The 24,912-nt window shown below is 71.1% G+C and carries 17 protein-coding genes; 11 read left to right on the top strand and 6 right to left on the bottom strand.

All coding sequences use genetic code 11. The annotated features are described in order from the left end of the window. The first annotated feature begins 13 nt into the window (after positions 1–13). From tssK to BMY22_RS01680, 9 genes are all read left to right on the top strand, one after another. Positions 14–1,351 (top strand): type VI secretion system baseplate subunit TssK, encoded by a 1,338-nt coding sequence (gene tssK, locus BMY22_RS01720; RefSeq protein ID WP_090619062.1) that lies wholly within the window; start codon positions 14–16, stop codon positions 1,349–1,351. Between the two features lie 6 nt (positions 1,352–1,357). Continuing rightward, entirely contained in the window at positions 1,358–2,692 is a 1,335-nt protein-coding gene (locus BMY22_RS01715) for a DotU family type VI secretion system protein (RefSeq protein ID WP_090619060.1), read from the top strand. Then, positions 2,689–6,201, top strand: coding sequence for a type VI secretion system membrane subunit TssM (tssM, locus tag BMY22_RS01710; RefSeq protein WP_090619059.1), 3,513 nt, complete (start codon positions 2,689–2,691; stop codon positions 6,199–6,201). Before BMY22_RS01715 ends, tssM begins: the two co-directional genes overlap by 4 nt. After that, positions 6,198–6,860: a type VI secretion system-associated protein TagF gene (gene tagF / locus BMY22_RS01705; RefSeq protein ID WP_090619057.1), complete on the top strand. Its 663-nt coding sequence runs from the start codon at positions 6,198–6,200 to the stop codon at positions 6,858–6,860. Before tssM ends, tagF begins: the two co-directional genes overlap by 4 nt. Beyond that, positions 6,857–7,594: a PP2C family protein-serine/threonine phosphatase gene (locus BMY22_RS01700; RefSeq protein ID WP_090619055.1), complete on the top strand. Its 738-nt coding sequence runs from the start codon at positions 6,857–6,859 to the stop codon at positions 7,592–7,594. The genes tagF and BMY22_RS01700 overlap by 4 nt, the downstream gene beginning before the upstream one ends. A gap of 2 nt (positions 7,595–7,596) precedes the next feature. Further along, positions 7,597–10,476 (top strand): serine/threonine-protein kinase, encoded by a 2,880-nt coding sequence (locus BMY22_RS01695; protein ID WP_090619054.1) that lies wholly within the window; start codon positions 7,597–7,599, stop codon positions 10,474–10,476. Positions 10,477–10,551: 75 nt separating this feature from the next. Beyond that, positions 10,552–11,139 (top strand): OmpA family protein, encoded by a 588-nt coding sequence (locus tag BMY22_RS01690; protein WP_090619052.1) that lies wholly within the window; start codon positions 10,552–10,554, stop codon positions 11,137–11,139. Between the two features lie 25 nt (positions 11,140–11,164). After that, the gene (locus tag BMY22_RS01685) at positions 11,165–11,752 is read left to right on the top strand and encodes a hypothetical protein (RefSeq protein ID WP_090619051.1); all 588 of its coding nucleotides are present in this window, start codon (positions 11,165–11,167) and stop codon (positions 11,750–11,752) included. 36 nt (positions 11,753–11,788) lie between these two features. After that, positions 11,789–12,187: a peptidoglycan-binding domain-containing protein gene (locus tag BMY22_RS01680; RefSeq protein WP_167363686.1), complete on the top strand. Its 399-nt coding sequence runs from the start codon at positions 11,789–11,791 to the stop codon at positions 12,185–12,187. 15 nt (positions 12,188–12,202) lie between these two features. On the opposite strand, the gene BMY22_RS01675 is transcribed toward BMY22_RS01680, so the two are convergent. Together BMY22_RS01675 and BMY22_RS01670 are read right to left on the bottom strand one after the other, a co-directional pair. Next, on the bottom strand, positions 12,203–12,982 hold the full coding sequence (locus tag BMY22_RS01675; protein WP_090619048.1) for a DUF4384 domain-containing protein: 780 nt from the start codon (positions 12,980–12,982) through the stop codon (positions 12,203–12,205). Positions 12,983–12,997: 15 nt separating this feature from the next. Continuing rightward, the gene (locus BMY22_RS01670; protein WP_143068439.1) at positions 12,998–13,942 is read right to left on the bottom strand and encodes a TraB/GumN family protein; all 945 of its coding nucleotides are present in this window, start codon (positions 13,940–13,942) and stop codon (positions 12,998–13,000) included. A 155-nt stretch (positions 13,943–14,097) separates the two neighbouring features. Between BMY22_RS01670 and BMY22_RS01665 the strand changes: the two genes are divergently transcribed. Together BMY22_RS01665 and BMY22_RS01660 are read left to right on the top strand one after the other, a co-directional pair. Next, a complete protein-coding gene (locus tag BMY22_RS01665; protein WP_090619044.1) occupies positions 14,098–14,802 on the top strand; it encodes a LuxR C-terminal-related transcriptional regulator in 705 nt (234 codons plus the stop codon). Positions 14,803–14,988: 186 nt separating this feature from the next. Continuing rightward, positions 14,989–15,771: a peptidoglycan-binding protein gene (locus BMY22_RS01660; RefSeq protein ID WP_090619042.1), complete on the top strand. Its 783-nt coding sequence runs from the start codon at positions 14,989–14,991 to the stop codon at positions 15,769–15,771. Between the two features lie 167 nt (positions 15,772–15,938). Here BMY22_RS01660 and pta read toward each other — a convergent pair whose 3' ends face one another. From pta to BMY22_RS01635, 4 genes are all read right to left on the bottom strand, one after another. After that, positions 15,939–18,077, bottom strand: coding sequence for a phosphate acetyltransferase (gene pta / locus BMY22_RS01655; RefSeq protein ID WP_090619041.1), 2,139 nt, complete (start codon positions 18,075–18,077; stop codon positions 15,939–15,941). A 122-nt stretch (positions 18,078–18,199) separates the two neighbouring features. Continuing rightward, positions 18,200–19,387 carry an acetate kinase gene (locus tag BMY22_RS01650; protein ID WP_090619113.1) on the bottom strand — a complete coding sequence of 396 codons (1,188 nt, stop codon included), beginning with the start codon at positions 19,385–19,387 and terminating at the stop codon, positions 18,200–18,202. 467 nt (positions 19,388–19,854) lie between these two features. Beyond that, positions 19,855–21,564, bottom strand: coding sequence for a tetratricopeptide repeat protein (locus tag BMY22_RS01640; protein WP_244158771.1), 1,710 nt, complete (start codon positions 21,562–21,564; stop codon positions 19,855–19,857). Between the two features lie 136 nt (positions 21,565–21,700). Continuing rightward, the gene (locus BMY22_RS01635) at positions 21,701–24,349 is read right to left on the bottom strand and encodes a VWA domain-containing protein (protein WP_143068438.1); all 2,649 of its coding nucleotides are present in this window, start codon (positions 24,347–24,349) and stop codon (positions 21,701–21,703) included. Between the last annotated feature and the right edge of the window lie 563 nt (positions 24,350–24,912).

Below are 24,912 nucleotides of genomic sequence, written 5' to 3'. Positions count from 1 at the left end.
GGAGCCGCTATCCATGTCGTGGAGCAACCGGGTACTGTGGTCGGAGGGCATGTTCCTCCGCCCGCAGCATTTCCAGCAGCACGACCGCTACCTGGAGCGCCTGGTGGAGGGCCGCTGCCGGGCGCTGCAGGCCGGCGGCTGGGGCTTTGCCGACCTGCGCCTGGACGAGGCGCTGCTGACCCAGGGCAAGCTGGCGATCCTCGTCGCCCGCGGGGTGCTGCCCGACGGCACGCCCTTCGACATCCCCGCCGCCGATCCGCCGCCGCCGCCGCTGGAGGTGCCCGGCGAGCTGCGCGATGCGCTGATCTACCTGGCGCTGCCGCTGCGCCGCCCCGGCACCCGCGACACCGCGGAGGAGGGCGAGCCGCCGGGCGGCGCCCGCTACCTGGGCCGGGTCTGCGAGGTGCGCGACGACAACGCGCCCTTCGAGAGCCTGGCGCCGGTCGCCGTGGCGGCACCGGCGTTCCGTCTGCTCGCCGGTGCCGACGCGGGACTTGGCGAATACGCCGCGCTCGGCCTGGTCCGGGTGCTGGAAAAGCGCGCCGACCTGGCGCTGCGTCTCGACGAGGGCTACATCCCGCCGCTGCTCGACGTGGCGGCGTCGGCGCCGCTGGCGGCCTTTCGCAACGAGCTGCTCGGCCTGCTCCACCAGCGCGGCGAGGCGCTGGCCGGGCGGGTGGTGGCCTCGGGCGCCGGCGGCGCCGCGGAGATCGCCGACTTCCTGCTGCTCCAGCTGGTCAACCGCGCCGAGCCGCTGGTCGCCCACCTGGCCCGCCTCGCGCCGCTGCACCCGGAGGCGCTGTACCGCGAGCTGGTCGCCCTGGCCGGGGAGTTCGCCACCTTTTCCGCCGCCGGGCGCCGTCCGGCGGAGTTTCCGCCCTACCGCCACGACGACCTGGCCGCAAGCTTCGCCCCGGTGGTCCTCGCCCTGCGCCAGGCCCTGTCGATGGTGCTGGACAGTCGCGCGATCCCCCTCCCGCTGGTCGAGAAGTCCTATGGCGTGCACGTGGCGATGCTCGCCGACCGGACCCTGCTCGAGTCGGCCAGCTTCGTCCTCGCGGTGCGCGCCGAGGTGCCCGCCGAGCAGCTGCGCAGCCACTTTCCGCAGCAGGCCAAGGTCGGCTCGGTGGAGCACATCCGCGACCTGGTCAACCTGCAGCTGCCGGGCATCGCACTGCTGCCGATGCCGGTCGCGCCGCGGCAGATCCCCTATCACGCCGGCGCCTGCTATTTCGAGCTGGACCGCGGCAGCGAGCACTGGAAGCAATTGCGCCAGTCGGGCGGCTTCGCCTTCCACGTCGGCGGCCAGTTTCCCGGCCTGAACCTGGCCTTCTGGGCCATCCGAGGATGACGCGCCATGTCGCCCATCGATGACCCCTTTGCCGGCGGCGGGCCTCCCGGCGAGGGGCCGGCACCGGAGGCCGACCGCACCCGGATCATGCCCCGTCCCGGCGGGCGCCTCCCCGAGCCGCCGCCCGGCGCTCCGCCGGCGGAAGCGTCCGGCGCCGCGCCGCCGGCCCGCGCGCTGGGCCTGAATCCCCTGGAGCGCGCTGCCGGTCCGCTGCTGGGGCTGCTCGCCAGCCTGCGCCGGACCCTCGCCCATCCCCAGCCGGCCGCCCTGCGCGCCCAGCTCCTGGAGTGCCTGCGGCGTTTCGAGGAGGAGGCGCGCGCCGCCGGGGTCGCCGAGGAGGAGGTGCAGCTCGGCCGCTACGTGCTCTGCACGGCGCTCGACGAGGCGGTGCTCAGCACCCCCTGGGGCAGCGCCGGCGACTGGAGCAGGCAGAGCCTGCTGGTCACCCTGCACAACGAGGCCTGGGGCGGCGAGAAGGCCTTCCGGCTGCTCGAACTCTGCCTGCAGAACCCCCGCCAGCGCCTCGACCTGCTGGAACTCCTGTACCTGTGCATGAGCCTCGGCTTCGAGGGCCGCTACCGGGTGATGGGCGACGGGCGCAGCCAGCTGGAAGCCCTGCGCGAGCGCACCGCGGCGACCATCCGCAGCGTCCGCGGCGCCGCCGAGCGCGAGCTGTCGCCCCACTGGCGGGGCCTCGGGCCGCTGCGCGACCGGCTCTCCCGCTACCTGCCGCCCTGGGTCGGCGTGGCGGTCTGCGCGGCGCTGCTGTTGCTGCTGCTGCTGGTCATGCGCCTGCAACTGGCCGGCGAGGCCGAACCGGTGTTCCGGCAGATCCACGCGCTGGGCGAGCGGCCGCTGCCGAGCCTCGAGCGTGCCGCCGCGCCGCCGCGCTTCGTCGAGCGGCCGCGCCTGGCGGTGCTGCTGCGCGAGGACATCGCCGCGCAGCGGGTCGCGGTGGAGGACCGCGCGGACCGCTCGCGGGTGACCCTGCGCAGCGACCAGTTGTTCGCCTCGGGCAGCGCGCGCCTCGCCGACGAGCTGCGCCCGCTGCTGCTGCGCATCGCCGACGCGATCGGCCAGGTCCGCGGGGCGGTGCTGGTCACCGGGCACAGCGACGACCGGCCCATCGCGACCCTGCGCTACCCGTCGAACTGGAGCCTCTCCGAGGACCGCGCCCGCCAGGTGCTGGCGGTACTCGCCGCGCGCAGCGGCCAGCCCGAGCGCTTCCGTGCCGAGGGGCGCAGCGACAGCGAGCCGCTGGCCTCCAACGCCAGCGCCGAGGGCCGCGCGCGCAACCGCCGGGTGGAGATCACGGTGTTCGCCGAGGGCGGCGCACCATGAAGGCCCTGGCCGGTCTGTGCCTGCGCTGGGGCATGCCGCTGCTCGGGCTGCTCGCCCTGAGCCTGCTGGTCTGGTTCCTCGGCCCGCTGCTGGCGCTCGGCGGCTACGCGCCGCTGGAGCCGGCCTGGGCGCGCGCGCTGCTGATCGTCCTGCTCTTCGGCCTGTGGGGCGGCTTGCGCGGGTGGCGCCTGGTGCAGGCGCGGCGCAACGCCGCCAAGGTCATGCAGGGCCTGGCCGGCGAGGCGCCGGACGCGCTCGGCGTGGCCAGCGCCGAGGAGCTGGCGACCCTCAAGCGGCGGATGGACGAGGCGCTGGCGGTGCTCGGCGACGCCCGGCTCGGCGGCGGCGAGCGGCGCAGCCTCTACGAACTGCCCTGGTACGTGATCATCGGCCCGCCCGGCGCCGGCAAGACCACCGCGCTGGTCAACTCCGGGCTGCGCTTTCCCCTCGCCGAACGCCTCGGCGGCGGCGCGGTCCGCGGCCTGGGCGGGACGCGCAACTGCGACTGGTGGTTCGCCGACGAGGCGGTGCTGCTCGATACCGCCGGCCGCTACACCACCCAGGACAGCCAGGCGGCGGTGGACAAGGCGGCCTGGCTGGGTTTTCTCGACCTGCTCCGGAGCCACCGCCGGCGCCGGCCGATCGACGGGGCCTTCGTCGCCCTCAGCCTGGCCGACCTGCTGACGGCCGGCGAGGCCGAGCGCAGCGCCCAGATCCAGGCGATCCGCGCCCGCCTGCAGGAACTCGGCGAGCGCCTCGGGGTGCGCTTCCCGATCTACGTGCTGCTGACCAAGTGCGACCTGCTGCCGGGGTTCATGGAGTTCTTCGACGACCTGAGCCGGGAGGAGCGCGCCCAGGTCTGGGGGATGAGCTTCCCGCTGGACGACGGCAAGAGCCCCCTGGGGCCTTTGGAGCGCTTCGCCGAGGAGTTCGCCGCGCTGGAGCGGCGCCTGCTCGGCCGGCTGGTCGAGCGCCTGCAGCAGGAGCGCGACCCGGCGCGGCGCGACCTGATCTACGGCTTCCCGCAGCAGTTCGCGGCGCTGCGCGAGCGCCTGGCGAGCTTTCTCGACGGGATCTTCCGGCCCAGCCGCTACGAGACGCGGCCGCTGCTGCGCGGGCTGTACTTCACCAGCGGCACCCAGGAGGGCAGCGCCATCGACCGCCTGCTCGGCGCGATGGCGCAGGGCATGCACCTCGACCGCCGCCCGCTGGCGCCGCCGGCCGGCGGCGGGCGCAGCTACTTCATCGAGCGCCTGCTGCGCGAGGTGGCCTTCGCCGAGCGCGGGCTGGTCGGCGCCAATCCGCAGGTCGAGCGTCGTCGCCGCTGGCTGGCGCTCGGCGTGCTGGCGGCCAGCGCCGCGCTGCTGCTCGCCGTCGGCACGCTGTGGATCGCCAGCTACCGGGCCAACCAGCGCTACATCGCCGCGGTCGAGGCGCGCCTCGCGCCGCTCGCCGCGCAGCTCGACGCCCTCGGCCCGCAGCAGCGCGAGGCGCTGGCGGTGCTGCCGCTGCTCGACGGCGTGCGCGATCTGGCCGCCGACCCGCCGCGCTGGGCCAAAGGCTACGGCCTCTACCCGGGGCGGATGCTCGACAGCGAGGCGCAGAGCGTCTACCGCACCTTGCTCCAGGGACTGTTCGCGCCGCGCCTGCTGGCCCGCGTGGAGGACCAGCTGCGCGGCGGCGGCAGTCCCGAGTTCCTCTACGAGGGGCTCAAGGCCTACCTGATGCTGACCGGCCCGGAACACTACGACGCCGGCTTTCTCAAGGCCTGGATCGGCCTGGACTGGGACCGCCAGCTGCCGCGCGACCTGCCCGCCGCCCGCCGCCAGGCCCTCGACGGCCACCTGGCGGCGCTGCTCGACGAGCGCTCGCCGGCGCTGCGTCCCGACGAGGCGCTGGTCGCCGAGGTGCGCGCCCAGTTGCAGCGGCTGTCGCTGGCGCAGCGGGTCTACGCCCGGGTCAGGCGGCAGAAGCTGCCCGAGGGGTTGCCCGACTTTCGCCTCAGCGAGGCCGCCGGGCGCGACGCGCCGCGAGTCTTCGTGCGCAAGAGCGGCCGGCCGCTGAGCGAGCCGCTGAGCGGCTTCTTCACCCGGCGCGGCTACCGCGAGGTGCTGCTCGCCGCCAGCCTGAGCCAGGCCGGCGCGCTGGCCGAGGAGCAGTGGGTGCTGGGCAGCGCCGCGCAGGAGTCCGCGGACGTCGCCGGCCTGGCCCAGGAGGTGCGCCGGCTGTACTTCGAGGACTTCCTGCGCGAGTGGGAGGCGCTGCTCGCCGACCTGGCCTTCGTGCCCGTCGGCAACGCCGCCCAGGCCGTCGACCTGCTGCGGGTGCTTTCCGGGGAGCACTCGCCGCTCAAGCAGCTGCTGCTCGCCGTCGCCCGGGAGACCGACCTGCAGGGCGAGGAGCGCCGGGTCGCCGAGCGAGCGGAGGAGGCGGTCGGGGGCGGTACGGTCGAGCGGCTCCGCCAGCGCCTCGGCGACCTGCTCGGTCTGGCTCCGCCGGCGGGGACGGCGGGCGTCGTCGCCCCGGCCGAGGACCCGGTCGGCGCGCGCTTCGCCGAACTGCGCGCGCTGGTCGCCGCGCCGGAGGGCGGCACGCCGCCCATCGACGCCCTGTTGGCGGAGCTGAACGAGCTGTACGTGCAGCTCGGCGCCAGCCTCGACGCGCCGCCGGGCGCCGAGCAGCGCAGCCGGATCGCCGCCGCCGCGGCACGCCTAGCCCTGGGCGCCGAGCGCCAGCCGGTGCCGCTGCGCGGCCTGCTTGACGCCCTGGCCGAGGCCGCCACCCGCCACCTGCTGGGCAGCCTGCGCAGCCAGCTCAACGCGGCCTGGAACAGCGAGGTGCTGCGGGTCTACCGGCAGTCCCTGGCCGGCCGTTATCCGCTCGAACGGGGCAGCGCCCGCGATGCCAGCCTGGAGGACTTCGGGCTGTTCTTCGGCACCGGCGGGGTGCTCGACACCTATTTCCGCCAGTACCTGCAGCCCTACGTGGACACCACGGCGACCCCCTGGCGCTGGCATCCGGGGGAGGCCGAGCGGCTCGGCATCGGCCCCGGCGTGCTGCAGACCTTCCAGCGCGCCGCGGCGATCCGCGACGCCTTCTTCCGCGCCGGCGGCACCCTGCCGGCGGTGCGCTTCGAACTCAAGGTGCTGACCATGGACCCGGCCATCGAGCAGTTCCTGCTCGATCTGGACGGCCAGCAGCTCGGCTACGACCACGGCCCCAGCCGCCCGGTGGCGATGCAGTGGCCGGGCCCCAACCGCAGCGGCACGGTGCGCCTGTCGATTGCCCCGCCGGGTCCCGCCGGCCGTTCCGGGCTGACCCTGGAAGGGCCCTGGGCCTGGTTCCGCCTGCTCGACCAGGCCGAGCTGAGCCCCGGCGGCGCGGACCGCTTCGGCCTGCGCCTGCGCGTGGACGGCCTGGCGATTGCCTGCGAGCTGCGCGCCGGCAGCGTCTTCAACCCCTTCGGCGGTCGGCTGCTGGCCGGCTTCCGGCTGCCGGAGCGGCTGTGAACGGGCCGGGTTTCTACGGCAAGCTGGCCGGCCGCGGCGATTTCGTCCGCCGCGGCCTGCCGGCCAGCTTCGTCGAGCTCTGGGACGCCTGGCTCGGCGCCGGGCTGGCGGCCAGCCGCACGGCGCTCGGGCCGGCCTGGCTGGAGGCCTACCTGGTCAGCCCGCCCTGGCGCTTCGTGATCGCCCCGGGCTTGCTCGGCGCGGCGCCGGTGGCCGGGGTGATGATGCCCAGCGTCGACCGGGTCGGCCGGCACTTCCCGCTGACCGCCGCCCTGACGCTGCCGGCCGACACCCACCTGGGCGCGCTGGTCGGCTGCGCGGAGCCCTGGTTCGAGCACGTCGAGACGCTGTTGCTCTCCACCCTGCGCCCGGACGCCGATCCGGAGGCCTTCGCCGCGGCGCTGCAGCGGCTCGGCATGCCGCTCTGCCAGCCGCGCCTGCCGGCCTGCCGGGGACCCCTGGGCCAGTGGCGCTTCGCCGTAGCCAGCGCCGAGGGGCGCGGTTGGGCGCTGGCGCAACTGGCCGGCGAGGAGGGCAGCTGCTGGTGGGAGGCCGACGGCGGGCAGGGCGGCGGCAGCCTGCTGTGCTATCCGGGCCTGCCGGCGGCGCAGAGCTTCACGGATTTCCTCAGAGTGCCCTTCGCCGAGACGCAGCCATGAGCGGGCTGCACTACCGCTCGGCCAGCCACAGCCATGTGGGCATGGTCCGCCCGACCAACCAGGACGCCTGCCTGGATGCGCCGCAGGACGGGCTCTGGGTGGTGGCCGACGGCATGGGCGGGCACGCCGGCGGCGAGTTCGTCAGCACGCTGATCGTCGAGACGCTGCGCGCCGTGCCGGCCGCCGCGGTGCTGGCGGACTACCTCCGGGCCCTGCGCGCGGCGCTGGAGCAGGCCCATGCGCTGGTGCGCCGGGAGACCGAGCGGCGCGGCGTCGAGCTGATGGGCAGCACCCTGGTGCTGCTCGCCGCGCGGGGCGCGGAGGCGGCCTGCCTGTGGGCCGGCGACAGCCGCCTGTACCGCTGGCGCGACGGGCAGCTGGAGCGCCTCAGCCACGACCACAGCTACGTCCAGGAGCTGGTGGACGGCGGCCTGCTCGACGAGGCGCAGGCGCGCAGCCATCCGCTGGGCAACATCGTCACCCGCGCGCTGGGCTCCACGGAGTCCCTGGAGCTTGCCGCGCTGAGCCTGGAGGTGCGCGCCGGCGACTGCTTCCTGCTGTGCAGCGACGGCCTGACCCGGACGGTCGAGGACCACGAGCTGGGCCTGATGCTCGGCCATGCCCTGCCCGGCGAGATGGTGCGCAGCCTGATCCATCTGGGCCTGCTGCGCGGCGCCCCGGACAACCTGACGGTGGTGGTGGTCCGGGCGCTGGCCGACGACGGGCAGGCCTGAGCATGGAGATCCCCGGCTACGCCATCGAGCGCGAGCTGGGCGCCGGCGCGATGGCCACCGTCTACCTGGCGACCCAGCGCTCGCTGGAGCGCCGGGTGGCGCTCAAGGTGATGGCCGCCGCGCTGGCCGCCGACCCGGAATTCTGCGAGCGCTTCCTGCGCGAGGGACGGATGCTGGCGCGGCTCTCCCAGCCCAACACGGTGACCATCCACGACATCGGCCATGTCGGCGATCTCTACTACATGGCCATGGAGTACCTGCCCGGCGGCACCCTGAAGGAGCGCATCGCCCGCGGCGTCGCGCCCGCCGAGGCGCTCGACTGGCTGCGCCAGATCGCCCGGGCGCTGGGCTACGCCCATGCCCAGGGGCTGGTCCACCGCGACGTCAAGCCGGCCAACATCCTGTTCCGCGCCGACGGCACCGCGGTGCTCTCCGACTTCGGCATCGCCAAGTCCCGCGACGAACGCACCCGCTTCAGCCAGGCCGGCTTCTCGGTGGGCACGCCCGGCTACATGAGCCCGGAGCAGGCCCGCGGCCAGCCCCTCGACGGCCGCGCCGACCTCTACTCCCTCGGCGTGGTGTTCTACGAGATGCTCACCGGCCAGCCGCCCTACCGCGGCAACGACTCGCTGTCGACGGCGCTCGCCCAGCTCACCGAACCGCTGCCCGAGCTGCCGCCGGTCCACGGCCGCTACCAGGGCATCCTGCGCGGCCTGCTGGCCAAGGAGCCGGGCGAGCGCTTCGCCGATGCCGACGCGCTGCTCGCCGCCCTGGACCGCCTGCCGCCGCCCGCGCCGGCGGAGGAGGCCGGGGCGACGCGGATCATGCCGCTGCCGCCGGCACTCGAACCGCTCGCGAGCGTCCCGTCGGCCGTGCCGGCGCGCGGGACGGCCAGCGCCGCACCGCCGGCGCCGAACGCCGGGACTCGCCGACCGGCGGCCTTGCTCGTCGCGGCCTTGGCCGGGCTGCTGGCACTGGCCGGCGGCGGCTATTGGTGGTTCGGCCGGGCGCCGGAGGCGGAGCCGGGCGCAGCGGCCGGTCCGGCGCTGGCGACACCGGCCAGTCGCGACCGGCCGCTGCGCCTGGAGGGCCGCCAGAGCCTCTTCCAGCGGGTGCTCGGCAAGCCCGGCGCGCGCCTGTCCGCCGCGCCGGGCGCGCCGGCCGAGGGGGAGGCGCCGCCGGCCTTTTCGGTGTTCTACGTTTACCGGCGCCAGGTCCTCGGCGAGGCCCTCTGGCTGGAGGTCGGCGCAGGCAACGACGGACGGCGCGACGGCTGGCTGCCGGCCGCGCAGGTCGTCGAGTGGCGGCACAACCTGGTGCTGCGCTTCGCCGCGCGCAGCGGGCGCGCGCCGGCGCTGTTCCTGCGCGATGCGTCCAGCCTCGAACGGCTCCTCGCCGATCCGCAGCAGGCCCGCGCGATGCGGGAGGCGGCGCGCAGCGGCGGCGCGGGGCCGCTGCTGGGCGTGGAGCCGGTCGAGAGCGCGGTCCCCGCCGAACGCTTCTACCTGCTGCCGATCCTCGAGGCGCGCGCGATCCTCGCCGCCGGCGGGCAGCCGGCGCAGCTGCTCCGGGTGGCCTCCCTCGATCCCGGCGATACGGCGCCGGCCGGGGAGGGCGCAGCGCCCGCCGGCGCCGCCCCGCGCCTCGCCATCGTGCTGGTGGTGGACACCTCGGCGTCCATGCATCCCTATCTGGAGCGCCTGGGCCGGCTCGCCGGGGACTTACCGCGGCGCCTCGCCGAACGGGCCGGGCCGGGTGGGGTCGGCTTCGCCCTGGTCGGCTTCGGCGGCGCGGCGGGTGCGGATGCGCCGGCGCAGGTCCTGGCCGCGCTCGATGCCGGTGGCGACCCGCGGCGCTTCGTCGAGGCGACCGGGCGGCTCGCGGCCGTCGCGACGGACGGTCCCGATGGCCGCGAGGACGCTTTCGCCGGGGTCATGCGGGCGGTCGGCGGGCTGGACTGGTCGGCCTACGACGGACGGCTGATCCTGCTGATTTCCGATGCCGCCGCGCTGCCCGGCCGGGACCCCCAGGGCCACACCGGGCTGGATGCCGCCGAGGTGCGCGAGGCGGCCCGCGCCCGGGGCATCGGACTCTTCGCGCTGCACCTGGGCGGCGCTCCGGGAACGCCGGAGCAGGCCCTCGCCGAGCGCCAGTACCGGACCCTGAGCGGCGATCCCGATCCGCGCCTCGGCGAGTTCTACGTGCCGGCCGGCGCGGCGGCCGGGGCGTTCGAGACGGCCTTCGACGGGCTCGCCACGGCCTTCGACGGGCTGCTGCAGGCGGCGCGCGACGGCTCGCCGAGTCCGCCGGCGCCGGCTGCGGGGACGGACCTGGCAGCCCGTTCCGCCGCCCTCGGTCGCGCCCTGCGCCTGGCGTTTCTCGGCCGCCGCGCCGCCAGCCGGGCGCCGTCGCTGGACAGCGCCTGGACCAGCGACCGCGACCCGAGCGACCCGCTGCGGCCGGCCTTCGAGGTCTGTGTGCTGGTCAGCCGGCAGCAGCTTGGCGACTTCCGGCAGGGCCTCAAGGCCATGGTCGCCGCTCTGCACCAGCGGCGGACGACGCCCGAGGCGTTCTTCCTGGCGCTGGCCGGCAGCAGCGCCCGGCTGCTCCGCGATCCGGCGACGCTGGGGCAGGGGCCGCTCGACGGCGCCCGGCTTGGCGAGTACCTGGAGGGCCTGCCTTATCTCGGCACGGCGCTGGGGATGACCCCGACGCGCTGGCTGTCGCTGAGCGCGGCCGAGCAGGAGGCCTTCGTCGACGAGCTGGAGGCGAAGATCCATCTCTACGAGATCCTCCTCGCCGACCCGGCCAACTGGGTCCGCTTCGGCGCCGCGCCGGCGGACGCGGCGCTGTACCGCCTGCCGCTCTCGGCGCTGCCCTGAGCTGCCTCTGCTAGGCTTTGGGACGGGAGTGCAAGCCACGCCAGGAGGCCTCAACGTCTGCACGAGGGCACCACCATGTTTGCGGCATCTTCTTCCACGCGCGGGCCGCTCCTCTGCGGCGCGCTGTGCGGCGTTCTGCTGGCCCTGTCCGTCGCCGGGCCGGTGCGGGGCGCGGACGACAACGCGCTCTCGGTGGACGAGATGGTGCGCCAGCTCAAGGGCGGGGAGGCCGGGGCGGCGGGCGAGGCGCGGACCCGCGGGCTGCGTCCCGGCGCGGCGGCGAAGGGCGGCAGCGCCGCGGGGCAGGCCGGCCAGGCGCCGAGCGGCTCCCTGTCGATGCGCGTGCAGTTCGACTTCGACTCCGACCGGCTGTCGCCGGCCTCCCATGCGGTGCTGCAGAAGCTGGCCAGCGCCCTGTCCTCCGGCGAGCTGGCGAACTACGCCTTCACGGTCATCGGCCATACCGACGCGGTGGGGTCGGCCCAGTACAACCAGGCCCTCTCCCGGCGCCGCGCCGCCTCGGTCAAGGCCTACCTGATCGACCAGGGCGTCCAGGGCTCGCGGATCGGCGCCGAGGGCCGGGGCTTCGGCGAACTGCTCGACCCGGCCGATCCGCGCAGTGCGGCCAACCGGCGGGTGGAAATTACCGCCACGCCCCGCTGAAGGCGTCCTGCCCGGAGGCTCCGAGATGCCCTTGCTGCCCGCCAATGCCCTGGACCGGGTCCTGACCTGGAACGACTTCAGCCGGCGCACCCTGCCGACGCCGGCGCCCGGCGTCTTCGCCATCGCGGCCCAGACCGCGGTCGGTCTGAACCTCGGGCCGCTGCGTCTGGTGCCGCTGCCGGGCAGCGGCCCGCGACGTTTCCGAATCAGCGCGGAGCCGAGCGTGACGGTGAATTTCGACCGCGCCCGGTCGTGGGTGGCGGCTTTCCTGTTCGGCTGGCCCAGGGCCGAGCAGGACGCCTTGCTCGGCCACGAGCAGACCCACTACCTGATCGGCGCGCTGCTGGCCCGCGACCTCTTCCGCGAACTGGCGGTCCTGCAGCGGCGCGACTATCCCAGCACGGCGGCGGGGCTGCAGGAGATCCGGGCGGTGCAGGCCCACTTCGGCCAGGCGCTGATGCAGGCGGTCCACGACAAGTACGACCGGGATACCCGGCACGATCCGGTGCACCATCCGATGGCCCAGTCGCTGTGGACCGGAACGGTGCAGGCGGCTCGCCAGTTCGACCAGCCGCTGCGCGACTATCTGGGCAGGGCGAGGCTGCTGCCATGAGCCGTGCGCGGCCGGAACGAAGGGGAGGCCCTCGCCGTGCTTGAATCCGCAATCCTCGCCGGCAACGCCCGGCTCGACAGTGCCGCCTCGGGCGGCCCGGTCGTCAAGCGGGCGCCGCCCGCGGACGAGCCGGAGGCGGTGCGGCGCATCCAGCAGGCCCTTGCGGCGCTCGGCTTTGCGCTGCCGCGGTCCTTTCCCGCCGGACCGGCCGGTGCGCCGGACGGCCGGTTCGGTACGGAAACCCACGAGGCGGTGCTCGCCTTCCAGCGCCGGGAGTTTCCGCGCCAGCCCGACCAGTGGGACGGCCGCGTCGGCCGCAACACCCTGGCGCGGCTGGATCGGTTGCTGCCGAGGGTCGCCCCCGAGGAGTCGGTCGAGTTGCAGCCGCTCAGCGTGATGGCCGTGACGAACTGCGCGGTCAGGGCGCCGGCCTGACGGGCGCCCTGGCGGCTACGGCGCCGGCGCGGTTTCCAGGAAGAGGAAGTCGGCGACCAGCGCCGGGTCGTCCCGGCGTGCCTCGAGCAGCTGGCGCAGCTGCGGCAGGTAGGCCGCGGCGGGTTCGAACTCCGCCCGTTCGCCGGGGTAGAGCGGGGTGGCCACGGCGATCGCGCTGATCAGCTCCTGGCCGAACGGCGGACCGATTTCCCAGCCCTCGGGGCTGCGCTCGCCGACCGTGAAGTTTTCGCCGGCGCGGATCTGCCGGCCGCTGTCGGGCTCCCGGCGGTTCGGGTAGAGGTGGATGACGTTGCCGTCGGCGGTGTAGTAGTCGACGTAGAGATAGCCGTCGAAATCCGCCTGCTGCAGCCGGATCACGATCCGCTCGCCCTCGGTGAAGAGCAGCGGGTGGCCGGTGTCCGGCTTGATCGTCAGGCCGTGCCGGCCGTCGAGGTTGCGCTCGCGCCAGGGCTTGAGCAGGGCCAGGGTTTCGCAGTGCGGCCAGATGCGCACGGCCAGCTCGAATTCCGCGACCTTCACGCCGGGCAGCGCCTCGATGGACTGGCGCAGCCGGGGCAGGTCTTCCATGCGCGGCAGGTGGCCCACCACCCGGACCGCGCCGTCCGCGCCGACGTTGGCGACCAGCTCGGCACAGTGATAGCCCTGCAGTTCCTGGTTCAGGCGCTGTTCCAGGGTCGCCGTGTCCTGCGGCGAACCGGACAGCCCCAGCCAGGCGAGGTAGCCGGCGAGGATCGGCAGCGCCAGCAGCGCGACAGCCTTGAGCAGCGACTTCAAGATGTTCTCCGGGAATCAGGGGGGCTCTGGGTAGACAGCGTAGCCGTGCCGGCGCAGGCCTTCGAGCAACCCAGCGGGACCGGTCAGGTGCAGCGCGCCGACGGCGACGAACACCCCGCCCTGGCGCAGCTCGGCGGCCAGCCGGGGCAGCCAGCGGCGGTTGCGCGAGTCCAGCAGGCAGTCGCGGGCGCGGGCCTCCAGCGCCGCCGCCTGGCGGTCCAGGCCGGGGCTGGCGAGTTCCTCGTCGAACCAGGCCGGCAGGTCGCCGGTGCGGTAGTAGCCGAGTACCCGCTCGGCCGCGGCGCGCCCGTCGTCGGCCCGGTCCAGGCGCTGGCGCAGCACCAGGGCCTGCTCCTGTGGCGGCACGCAGTCGAGCGCCGCCAGCTGCTGCTCCAGGGTTTCCAGGGCGCGGACCCGCAGTCCGCGCTGCTCGGCCCAGCGTTGCAGGTGCTCGTCCAGCGGCACCGGCGTGGGGATTTCGCCGCGGCCTTCGAGCAGCGCCAGCACCACCCAGGGACGCAGGCGCGGCAGCTCGGCGCCGGGCAGCGGCAGGCGTTCGGCGAGCCGGGCGAAGCGCCGCGCGCCGATCAGCCCGGGCAACGTGGCGGCGCCGTCGAGCAGGCGGTAGCGCTGCAAGGCCGGGCGCCAGGGCTCGCGGTCGTCCACTTCGCCGATGAAGCCGTGCATCTGGCCGATCCGCTCCTGCAGCCGCGGCGAATCGAGGCCCAGTGCTTCGGGCGAGCCGAAGTGCAGGGTGCCGAGGATCAGGCTGAAGGCCGGTTGCGGTGCGGCGGCGCCGCGCGGCGCGTGGCGGCGGGAGACGACGCGAAACAGCACGCCCCGGTCGGCGCGCCAGCCCTCCGGGGCCGTGGCGGCGGTCGGGCCGGCGGCGATGCCCGGGCCGCCCACGGCCAGACCGGCGAGCAGGGCGCCGAGGGCCAGACACAGACGGATTTCCATGCGCGGCGACTCCGGGCGGGCTGCCGGCATTCTTTCAGGTCGTCGGGAAGCCCGGCCATAGGGCCGTTGTTCTAGGCGGAGTGGCCTATGCTGTGGGTCTGCCGTGTGACGTATGGGAGTCCGGGTGCGGCAGCTTCGGAAAGGCACGGACAACGATGAAGATCCTGATTGCCGACGATCACGCGCTGATCGTCGCGGCGGTGCAAGCCAAGCTGGCGCAACTGGGCGAGGACGTGGAGTTCCGCTGCGCCGGCCGTCTCGACGAACTCTTCGCGGCCGCCGGCGAGGCGCCGGACCTGGCGCTGGTCGACCTGGCGATGCCCGGCGCCCGCGACTGCGAGCACATCGCCCGGCTGCGCGAGCGTCATCCTGCGTTGCCGCTGATCGTGCTCTCCGGCTCCGACGATCCTTCGCTGATCCGCGCGCTGCTCGACCTCGGCGTGCGCGGCTACCTGCCCAAGGCCTACAACGCCGAGATCCTGCTCTCCGCCGTGCGCCTGGTGCTGGTCGGCGGCACCTATATCCCGCCGATCGTCCTCGGCCTGCCCGGCTTCTCCGGCTCCCTGGAGAAGGCCGCGCTCCCGCACGACTCCGCCGATGCGCTGGAGTTGCTGCAGCGCCAGCTCACCGAGCGGCAGATCGAGGTGCTGCGCCTGCTCTCCCAGGGCAAGCCCAACAAGCTCATCGCCCGCGAGCTGGGCATCTGCGAAGGCACGGTGAAGATCCATCTGGCGGCGGTCTTTCGGGTGCTCAAGGTGCACAACCGAACCGAGGCGGTGGTGATGGTCAACAGCCTGGATGGCCTGTACGGCGATGCCGCGCGGGATGCCGCCGCGGCTCGCGGGCATTCGGCGCGCTGAGGGGCGGCGCGTCGGACGGCATGGGTACGGCCTCGACGCCGTGGCGTTTCCGGCACCAGCGTCTACATTCAGAACTCACCCGGCACGGATTGCCCGCCTGCGGCCGGTGCGGTCTTCGGTGGGGTGTGAGCCGGGAGTCCGGTCCATGGACGGCATACCCCATCCTTTGACCTGGCGGAGGCCTTCATGTACTCCCTGCTTCGATACGGCGACCGGCTGCCCAGCGTCGTGGCCGTGCAGATCCTCCTCAACCGAAAGATGCGGCAGGGCGCCTACCTGGTCGTGGACGGCATCTACGGCGCGAAGACCCGCGAGGCGGTGCACGGTTTCCAGCTGGAGAAGGGCTATCTGATCGCCGACGGCGTGGTGGGGCAGAGCACCTGGCGCGCCCTGAGCGAAGGCGAGAACCTTCAGGTGATCGATTCGGTCGACCTGACCCAGTCGAAGGACATGGGCTACGAGGACGCGGCCATTCGCGGTACCGGCGGTGTGCCGGTCGTCAACTTCGGGATGTGCAACGGCGTCCAGGAGGCGATGCGCCAGATCCAGGCGCAGGCCGGTGCGGGCAACGTGGTGCTCCTGCGTTTCCACGGTCACGGCAGTCCGGGGTCGATGGGGGTGACGGTCGGGACGGGCTCGGAGATCAGCTCCGAATTCGGCGTGACGTTCCTCGACAGCCTGGCGCGCTTCGTCGCGCCCCTCGCCGGGATCTTCGCCCCGTTCGGCAGTGCCGAGCTGCACGGCTGTCGGGTGGGCGCCGGCCGCGACGGGCAACGCCTGGTCTCGGCGCTCGCCAGCGCCTGGGGGGTGCCGGTGACGGCCGGGGTGCGCAGACAGCTCGGCGGCGGTCTCACCACCTTCCGCTTCGAAGGCCCCACCTTCACGGGCTTTCCCAGGGGCGGCGACCTGAAGGGCTGGGCGCGTTCGCTACCGGTGCCGGAAGTCCACGGGATGAGCGTCTCTCGATAGCGAAAGGCGGGGCGAAGCGCTGTTGCGCGCGCCGCCCGCGGCACCGGACGCCGGCAACTGCCGGATCTGCTGCCGCGGCCGGAAGGTCATCCCGGGCCGGGCGCCCGCCGCAGCGGCTGCGGAACCCGTTCGGACCGCTTCCGTGTGGCGGCGCCAGCACCGGCCTGTCAGGCCTCGATCACCTGGCCCTGTTCCAGGGCCTTCTGCCGCTTCTGCTTGGCGATGCTGGCGGCCTGAAGCGCGGTGAGGGCGATAGTGAAGACGATGTCGTCCACCAGCGCGCCGCGCGACAGATCGTTCACCGGTTTGGCCAGGCCCTGCAGCATCGGGCCGACGCTGATGCAGTTGGCATTGCGTTGCACCGCCTTGTAGGTGGTGTTGCCGGTGTTCAGGTCGGGGAACACGAACACGGTGGCCTGGCCGGCGACCGGGCTGTTCGGCGCCTTCTGCTTGCCGACGCTGGCCACGGAGGCGGCATCGTACTGCAGCGGGCCGTCGATCGGCAGGCCGGGCGCGCGCTCCTGGGCGATGCGGGTGGCTTCGCGGACCTTGTCCACCTCGGCGCCGCTGCCGGAGTCGCCGGTGGAGTAGCTGATCATCGCCACGCGCGGATGCACGCCGAGGGCCACGGCGGACTCGGCGCTCTGCAGGGCGATTTCGGCCAGCTCGCCGGCGCTCGGATTGGGGTTCACCGCGCAGTCGCCGTAGACCAGCACCTGGTCCGGCAGCAGCATGAAGAACACCGAGGACACCAGGTTGTAGCCCGGGGCGGTCTTGATCAACTGCAGGGCCGGGCGGATGGTGTTGGCGGTGGTGTGCACGGCGCCGGAAACCAGGCCGTCCACTTCGTCCAGCGCCAGCATCATGGTGCCGAGCACCACGGTGTCCTTGAGCTGCTCGTCGGCCATCTCCGGGGTGAGGCCCTTGCCTGTGCGCATTTTCACCATCGGGGCGATGTATTGCGCGCGGATGTCGTCCGGATCGAGGATCTCCAGGCCGGCCGGCAGGGCGATGCCCTGTTCGCGGGCCACGGCCTGGACTTCCTCCGGCTTGGCCAGCAGCACGCAGCGGGCGATGCCGCGCTCCTGGCAGATGGCGGCGGCGCGGATGGTGCGCGGCTCGTTGCCTTCGGGCAGGACGATGCGCTTGTCGGCTTCCTGGGCGCGCTTGACCAACTGGTAGCGGAACGCCGGCGCAGACAGATGCAGCTCGCGCGGCAGGCTGCAGCGGGAGTGCAGGTACTCCGGGTGCAGGTGCCTGGCGATGAAGTCGGTGACGCGGCTGGCGCGCTCGATGTCGTCCGCCGGGGTTTCCTTGTTCAGGGCGAACAGGCTGGTGGCGGTGTCGTAGGAGCCGGTGGTCACGCTCATCACCGGCAGACCGCCGTCCAGGGCCGCCTTGCACAGTTCCATGATGCGCGGGTCCGGCGCGAAGTCGCTGCACAGCAGCAGGCCGGCCAGCCTCACGCCGTTGAGCGAGGCCAGGCTGGCGGCAAGGATGATGTCGTCGCGATCGCCCGGGGTCACCACCAGCACGCCCGGTTGCAGCAGCGGCACGGTGCTGGGCACGGCGCGGGCGCACAGGACGATCTTGTTCACCCGGCGCTGGTCGGCCTCGCCGGCGCTGAGCACCTGGGCGCCGAGCAGCTCGGCCACGTCGCGGGTGCGCAGGGCATTCAGCTCTTCGGCGAAGGGAATGGCGCCGAGCAGCTGGAAGTCGGCGCTGCCGAGCAGCGGCAGATGCTCCTTGAGGCGCTCGACGAACGCCGGGACGCCGTCCTCGCTGTCGATCTTGTTGATGATCGTGCCGAGCACCTTCGGGTCCTTGGCGCCACCGAACAACTGGGCCTGGATCTCGATGCGTTCGGCCAGTTGCTTGAGGCTGTCCTTGCCTTGGGCGGCGATCAGGATGAGCTCGGCGTTCAGGCTCTTGGCCAGCAGGGGGTTGAGGTAGGCGGAGTAGTCGGTATCGCGGGTCGGCACCATGCCCTCGACGATCACCACGTCCTTGCCGGCGGCGGCCTGCTGGTAGCGGCTGACCACGTCCTCCAGCAGCAGGTCGATGTCGCCGTCGGCCAGCTGGCGCTCCACCTGATCCAGCAGCACCGGTTCGGGCGTGCTCCGGCCCAGGGTGCGCTCGACCAGCAGGCAGGAGCGCTCGTGACCCTGGTCGATGGGGAAGGGTTGGGCGATCGGCTTGAAGAAGCCGACCTTCAGGCCGGCCTGCTCGAGGGTGCGGATCAGGCCGAGGCTGATGGAGTTGAGGCCGACGGCGTAACCGGTGGGGGCGAGAAACAGAGTGTGCATGGGTCTCTTGCTCAGACTGTAGAGGGCGTGATGCCGGCGGGAGGTCGGGATGACGAAACCCGACGCCATGAAGGTCGTCGGGTTTCGTTACATCGGTGCTTCCCGTCTGCGCGGGTGTTCGATCAGGCGTCGAGCAGGGCGAGGGTGTCCAGGGCGATCTGGCGTTCCTCGTTGGTCGGCACCACCAGAACCAGCGGGCTGCCGGCCGCCTGGATCTCGCCGGCCACGCCGCGGGTGCAACGGGCATTGGCTTCGGCGTCGAGCTGGAAGCCGAACAGCTTCAGGTGTGCCACGGTGTGCTCGCGCACGGCGGCCGAGTTCTCGCCGATGCCGCCGGTGAAGATCAGGCCGTTCAGCTTGGGCAGGGCGCAGGCCATGCTGGCCAGCGACTTGGCCAGGCGGTAGCAGAACACCTCGAAGGCCAGAATGGCGCCGGGATGGCCGCTCAGACGGGCTTCGGACAGGGTGCGCATGTCGTTGGACAGGCCGGACAGCCCCTTCAGGCCGCTGTCGTTGTTGAGCATGCGGTCGATCTGCTCGACGCTCCAGCCCAGGGCGCGGGCCAGGTAGCTGTGCAGGTTGGGGTCGACGTCGCCGCTGCGGGTGCCCATCACCAGGCCTTCCAGGGGAGTCAGGCCCATGCTGGTGTCGCGGCTCTCGCCGTTGACGATGGCGCAGGTAGAGCAGCCGTTGCCCAGATGGGCGGACAGCCAGGCGCTGTCTTCCACCGGCAGGCCGACCATCTCGGCGGCGCGCTTGCTGACGTAGCGGTGGCTGGTGCCGTGGAAGCCGTAGCGGCGTACGCCGTGTTCCTTGTACAGGAATTCCGGCACGGCATAGCGGTAGGCGTGGGGCGGCATGCTCTGGTGGAAGGCGGTATCGAACACGCTGACCTGCGGCAGGTCGGGGAACAGCGACAGGGTCGCGGCGATGCCGACCAGATGGGCCGGGTTGTGCAGCGGGGCCAGCTGGGCGCTGGTGCGGATGCCTTCGATCACCGACTCGTCGATCAGACGGGCTTCGGTGAAGTGCTCGCCGCCATGCACCACGCGGTGGCCGATGCCGCTGAGCTGGCCACCGGCGGCCTCCTGGGCCAGCGGAAGGATCTTGCACAGCACCGCCTGATGGTCGGCGCCCGGCATATTGAGGGTTTCCTTGGTATCGCCAAACTGCCAGTGGAGGACTGCCTCCGGGCTGCCGAGGCGCTCGGCCAATCCTTGCAGAGGGAAGGTTGTGTGCGCTTCGTTGACCAAGGCGAACTTGATCGACGAGCTACCACAGTTGATTACCAGAATATTGCGGGCGGACATGGCGGACATTGAGACTCCTGAAACTGGTCGATATATGGCCACTACGGGCCACAAATGAACTTTTTATAATTGGATGTGCCCGGCGTTCTTGTGGAACATGGACGAATCAGGGTGTTTCCATCCTGACACGCGGACTGAGGGCCTGCTGTTCTGCTTTAGTCGAAGGTGGCCGGGTGCCCGAGGGCAAGGAGTTGACGCAGGTCAGGGTGGGGTGGGGAGGGGGGCATGCCGGGAAGTCCGGCCCCTCAACGAGCCAATTACGGGACTGATCCAGGAGGCCATGCTCGCGGAGCCGGAAGTGGTTTCCGGCATGGCCGGGGTGAGGACCGAGCAGAGCGAGGACTTCGTCATCGTGCCCTTCCGGACCGCCGTCGCCTGAGCGGACCGCACGGCTCCGGCAGCCGATGATGAGTCCATCCGCTCCCGGATCGCGCCGCGGCGAGTGGCCGTCCGGGTGGCGGACGGGCTCAGCGCGCCTCCGCCAACTGCATGTCGGCGCCCGCCCAGACCTTGCGGAAGCGCTCCATGACGGCCTCCGCTTCCTCGCCGTGGTTCTGCGCGCGCAGGGCCAGGGCTAGCCCGTGCAGCGACCAGCCGTTCTCCGGGAAGCGCTTGAGGTCCTCGCGAAAGGCCTGCTCGGCCTCCTCGTTCCGGCCCGCCGCGAGCAGCACCAGGCCGAGTTCCTCGCGTACCGGCACCGTCCATTCCGGGGGTTCGCCGTAGATCAGGCCGTCTTCGAGGCGGGCGGCTTCGCGCAGGTGGTCGATGGCCTGGGGGACAGCCTTTTTCCCCGCCGCGATCTGGCCGGCGAGCACCTCGGCGGCGATTTTCAGTATCGCGCCCGAGCTGTTGAACTCCAGGCGCAGCGCGGTCATCCGCGGGTCCTGCGCCGTGGCGCGCAGTGGCGCCAGGTCCGCCTCGGCGCCCGGCAGGTCGCCGCGCGCCGCCAGCGCCCGGCCGTGGGCGTAATGCCAGAGGGCGCGGGCATGGGGCAGGTCCTGCGGCGGGGCCGGCACCTCGAGGATTTCGTCCCAGCGGCCGAAGCGCACCAGCATCTGCAGCTGCCGGGCCTGGTGCTGCTGCAGGAAGGTCATCCCGGGCTCCCGCAGCATCGGTTGCGGAACCAGTTCGGCCATCTTCCGTGTGGCGGCCAGCGCCTGTCCGCTGCGGCCGATCATGCTCGCGGCGAAGGCCAGGAAGTCGTAGTTGTGCGGGTAGTAGCCGGCCAGGTAGACGCCGAACGCCGGGTTCTGGTCGCGGATGAAGGTTTCGTCGGCATGCACCGCGTGCTCGTTGGCCTTGATGGCGTCCTCGTAGCGGCCGACGCGGATGTAGATGTGCCCGGGCATGTGCACCAGATGGCCGGCGCCGGGCATCAGGCCGGCGAGCCGTTCCGCGCAGGGAACCGCCCGCTCCGGCTGGGTCGCCTCGACGGCATGGATGAAGAAGTGGCACGCCCCCGGATGATTGGGGTTCGCCGCGATCACCCGCTCCAGCTGGGCGAGCATCTCGGGGGTATCCGGCCGCGGCTGGCCGTCCTGGCTCCAGTACTGCCAGGGGCTCAGGTCCATCAGGGATTCGGCGTAGAGGGTCGCCGCTTCCTGATCCTCCGGGTAGGCGCGGACGACCTCGCCCATTGCGCGGGCATAGGCCGCATCCAGGGCGCTCCGCTCGGCGGGCGGGGGCACGGCGTAGCGCGTCGCCAGGGCACGGATCAGCGCCTGTTCCGTCGGATTCGCCTTGCGTTCGAGCGCCTTCTGGACCGCGGCATGCGCGGCGGTCCCGGCGGCGGCGTCCATCGGCGCGTTGATGTTGGGGCCGAGGGCGAGGGCGATGCCCCACTGGCACATGGCACAGTCCGGATCGAGCCGGGCGGCCTCCTCGAAGGCGCGGATCGCCTCCTGGTGGTTGAACGCGTAGTAGAGCCGCAAGCCCTGGTCGAAATAGCGCTGGGCGAGGGGCACCGAGGTGGTGATGGGGTAGTGATGGCTGCCGAGGTTGTCGTACAGCGGGACCGCGGGGCGCTCGGCCTGTTGCGCGTGGATTACGGGCGCCATGCCCCCCAGCACGAGGGCCACGCCCAGGGCAGGGAGGAGGCGACGGCACAGGGCCTTGGGCGGTTGGCGGAGCAGGAAACAGGAGAGGGTAGGCAAAAGCCCGATGATCCGGTCGCTCACGGTAGCGCTCCCTTCCAGGGTGCTTCGGAACAGCCCCGTACGAAGCGGCGCCGGCCGAACGCAGAGTGGATTGCCGGGTTGATGGATGGGTTGTTCGGGATGTCGAAAGAAGTTTTCAACGGCCTGTCAAGCCTCCTCACGGCAAGGTCTCGGCTTCCGCTTCCGTCTCGTGGGCATCGGTTTTGCCCTTATCCTTGCCATCCACGCGGATCATCTTCTGCTGGGTCAGGCGCACGTCTCCGAATTGCAGACTCAGGTTGCGGGTACCCGGTTTGGCATCCTGCCGAACCTTGTAGGTCAGCTCGATGCTTGTGGCCAGCCCCTTGTCGTCGTCCTCGGACTTCACGGAGGTAGCTTTTGCTTCGATCCCCTGCCCAAGCGAGACAAGAACTTGGTCAAGAATTGGTCTGGCATCGCGGACGCTCACCCGGATCACGCCTTCCGAGCCCGGCTCGACACGGGCCGTCTTGCGGGGCGAAATTACCTGCATGGAGGGGGCCGGAGGTTCGTCGGGAGATACATGGGTGGTTTCGGTCGAATAGGCGGTGAATTGCGTTACGCCGAGCTTGCGGTAGTCCTCGACCAAGGCGGCGAGGTCGGTGCCGGTCTCGTAATGGGCGTTCGGCGCCGGTACCGTGGTTGGGGTCACCGAGTACTGCACGTCGATCCGGACCTTTTTCGGGGATTTGCTCTTCTGGGTATCGGTATCGGACGACTTGATCGGTTTGATATCCAGGATGCCCGAATAGACACCATCGCCTGCATCGCTATCGTGGCCTTGCTTACCGTCGTCGAACATATCGATGGTCTGGATCTGTTTGGCGCCGTCGTAGATATGGGCCACGACATTCAGGTTTGTCAGAGGATATCGGTAATCCAGTCGGGCCTTGATGAGCCTGGACTTTTGATCTTTCTTCTTGTAGTCGAGCCACATATGTCCCTTCAGTTCCCGATTGTCCGCGAAGGCGATGATCTCGATGTTGTCGTCGAGGGGAAGCTTGCCGCTGAAGTTGTCGCCGGCGACAACCCGGAACGTCCACTTGCCCGCTTTGGCATCCGGTACGCGGATACCGTTGAAGCGCCCTCGTTGTGCCAGGCTCTGGGCGGCAATATCGATCTGCTGTCCATCGCTGTCGATCAGTTCGATGTTCAGGTTCGCGGCATTGTTTCTTTCGAGGAATACATAGAACAGTACGTTCTGGGTTTTCGGGGGAACCTGGAACTCCGAGGAAAAGTATTCCTTGCCGGCGCTTTCGCCGGTTTTGGTGACGATTCCCTTGTGGGTGAAGATCGGACTGTTGTCACGCAGTGTAGTGAGCTTGCGCACCATGTTCAGCTTGAGTTCCGCAGCGCTGTCGAGTTCCGACATTGACGTGGTGCTGCCTCCCGAACTGTCGGCAATCTGCTGCATGGTCGTGGCGTCGGCATTGCCGAAGGTCAGGGTATGGATCTGGATGCCCAGCCCGTTGGCGCGATCGACCTGCTCCCAGAGGCTGTCGCCGGTGGTCTGCTTGCCGTCTGACATCAGGACGATCTGGCCGGAGTTGACGCCCCCCTCGCCATGCTTCGCGATCATGGCGTCTATGGCCTCTTCCAGGGCCAGGGCGATGTTCGTCAAGCCTGAGGCCGTGCGGAAGCTCGCGGTGGGGAGCTGGTTGGCGGGGTCGTACAGATCGTAGTCGAACAGTTTTTCCACCGCGTCGTTGTACAGGAAGGTGCCGGCGTAATCCCCTTCTTCGGAGCTGTGATAGAGGTAGAGGCCCGCCTCCTGCACATACTGGCTGGCCGGTACGCCGTTGGTCTGTACGCTCATGCTGCCGGAGCGATCCAGCAGCAGCACGGTTCCCGGGAAGGGAGAGTCGACGCCGATGAAGCGCACGTCCACGGCGGGCATGGCGCCCAGCCCGGGAGAGCTGAAGTCGCCCTCGGTGTGGACGCCGGCGAGGTCCACATGCGTACCTGGAATGACGCTCCATTCATCCTGCGCAAAGGGTGTGGTGAACCCGTGGTGCGCTCGATCCGGTCCATCGTTGTTCGGGTTGCCGTCGGCGAGTAGGTCGGGGGTCAGTTCCTCGCCGCTGGTGGTACCGGGTCCGGGCTGGTCGTAGCTCAGGACCAGACGGGCATTGGTGGTATCGACGAACCGGTGCGGAAAGTTGCTCGCCATGACGGTGTTGGGGTCGCCTTCGTCCACGTCCACATTGAAGACGGTGGCTCCATTGTCTAAGGAACCCTTGTAGTAGTCGCCGCTTCTCGCGTACCGATCCGGCAGTTCATAGAAATAGTGCCCAAGTTCGTGGTGGAGAACATCGTGAATGCATTTGCGGGTGGCCGAGTTGAGGCTGAGCTGCAGGTCGACATTCCTCCAGCCGGCAGGCCAGGCACTTGAGCCGCCGCCGCCGATGTTCCACTTGATGTCCGCGGTGCTCCAGGCGCGTCCCCGGTCGGCGACATAGACGCGACGCAGGTAATGGGTGCCATGGGTGGAGGTGTAGATGTATTCGGCGAGATTGGAGATATCGCCCAGTAGCTTGTCGCGACCGCTGCAGGTGTCGCCACCGGCCGCGGGGCATGAGCCGGGGCTATCGGGTGCACCTTGTGCGGAGCGGGCGTTGTTCGTGGGGGTGCAACTCGCGGCGGCAGTGCTGTTTATCTGGGTAACGTTGTCGTCCACGCTTGCCCCGGGGGCATCGACATTATCGTAGGAAACCCACAGGGTAATACCGCCATCGGCACCGATAATCGATGAGTGTGCAGGCGTGGCAATCCACAGGGTGGAACTCAACAGCAATGCTGTCTGGAGGAGACGGTCCTTCGCTAGATGATTCACGGCTATCCCTCGCAATATGTTTTATACGTCACCTTCTGGGTTGCAGCCAAACCGAACGATAAACAGCAGTAGTTTCCGGATGAAATTACCGGTTTGTTCGGGGCGATCTCTCCGGATGTCATGCCAGCTATGGGCTGGCAACCTGTGCCGAGCGCGTTCTGAATCTAGACGGTCAATCTGTGGCGCGCTACCGGACCCGGGTTTGCCTATGCAGTGGTATGGTTAATTCCGATGAGCGGCTCGGCAGGCCGCCCTGTTTCGGCAAGTTCAAGCTCTGTGCATGGTGTTGTTCGGGAAAGTTCGAATTAGCCCCGACATTTCCTGCCCTCGTGCTCGATGGCTCGAAAACGGTAGTTTCGTGGCAATTCAGGCCGATACCTCTTTGCAAATCCATGCTTTGCCTTTGGTGAGGTGTCCGGAACGATCTCAAACCAGTGGCTAATCTTTCCCTGATTCGGGATGCCACCTGGTTTCTGAATGTAAATGTAAGAGAGCATGCTCAGAATGACAGGATAGTT

It is taken from the genome of Azotobacter beijerinckii (assembly GCF_900110885.1).
GTDB classification, from domain to species: Bacteria; Pseudomonadota; Gammaproteobacteria; order Pseudomonadales; family Pseudomonadaceae; genus Azotobacter; species Azotobacter beijerinckii.
The sequence above is the reverse complement of the archived record's forward strand: the minus strand, read 5'-3'. Positions and strand labels throughout refer to the sequence as shown.

Coding starts and splice junctions, on each gene's coding strand:
- BMY22_RS01650 (WP_090619113.1), bottom strand. CDS start 19,387: ATGTCCGCCCGCAATATTCTGGTAATCAACTGTGGTAGCTCGTCGATC.
- BMY22_RS01690 (WP_090619052.1), top strand. CDS start 10,552: ATGTTTGCGGCATCTTCTTCCACGCGCGGGCCGCTCCTCTGCGGCGCG.
- tssK (WP_090619062.1), top strand. CDS start 14: ATGTCGTGGAGCAACCGGGTACTGTGGTCGGAGGGCATGTTCCTCCGC.
- BMY22_RS01665 (WP_090619044.1), top strand. CDS start 14,098: ATGAAGATCCTGATTGCCGACGATCACGCGCTGATCGTCGCGGCGGTG.
- BMY22_RS01715 (WP_090619060.1), top strand. CDS start 1,358: ATGTCGCCCATCGATGACCCCTTTGCCGGCGGCGGGCCTCCCGGCGAG.
- BMY22_RS01660 (WP_090619042.1), top strand. CDS start 14,989: ATGTACTCCCTGCTTCGATACGGCGACCGGCTGCCCAGCGTCGTGGCC.
- pta (WP_090619041.1), bottom strand. CDS start 18,077: ATGCACACTCTGTTTCTCGCCCCCACCGGTTACGCCGTCGGCCTCAAC.
- BMY22_RS01685 (WP_090619051.1), top strand. CDS start 11,165: ATGCCCTTGCTGCCCGCCAATGCCCTGGACCGGGTCCTGACCTGGAAC.
- BMY22_RS01670 (WP_143068439.1), bottom strand. CDS start 13,942: ATGGAAATCCGTCTGTGTCTGGCCCTCGGCGCCCTGCTCGCCGGTCTG.
- BMY22_RS01695 (WP_090619054.1), top strand. CDS start 7,597: ATGGAGATCCCCGGCTACGCCATCGAGCGCGAGCTGGGCGCCGGCGCG.
- BMY22_RS01700 (WP_090619055.1), top strand. CDS start 6,857: ATGAGCGGGCTGCACTACCGCTCGGCCAGCCACAGCCATGTGGGCATG.
- tssM (WP_090619059.1), top strand. CDS start 2,689: ATGAAGGCCCTGGCCGGTCTGTGCCTGCGCTGGGGCATGCCGCTGCTC.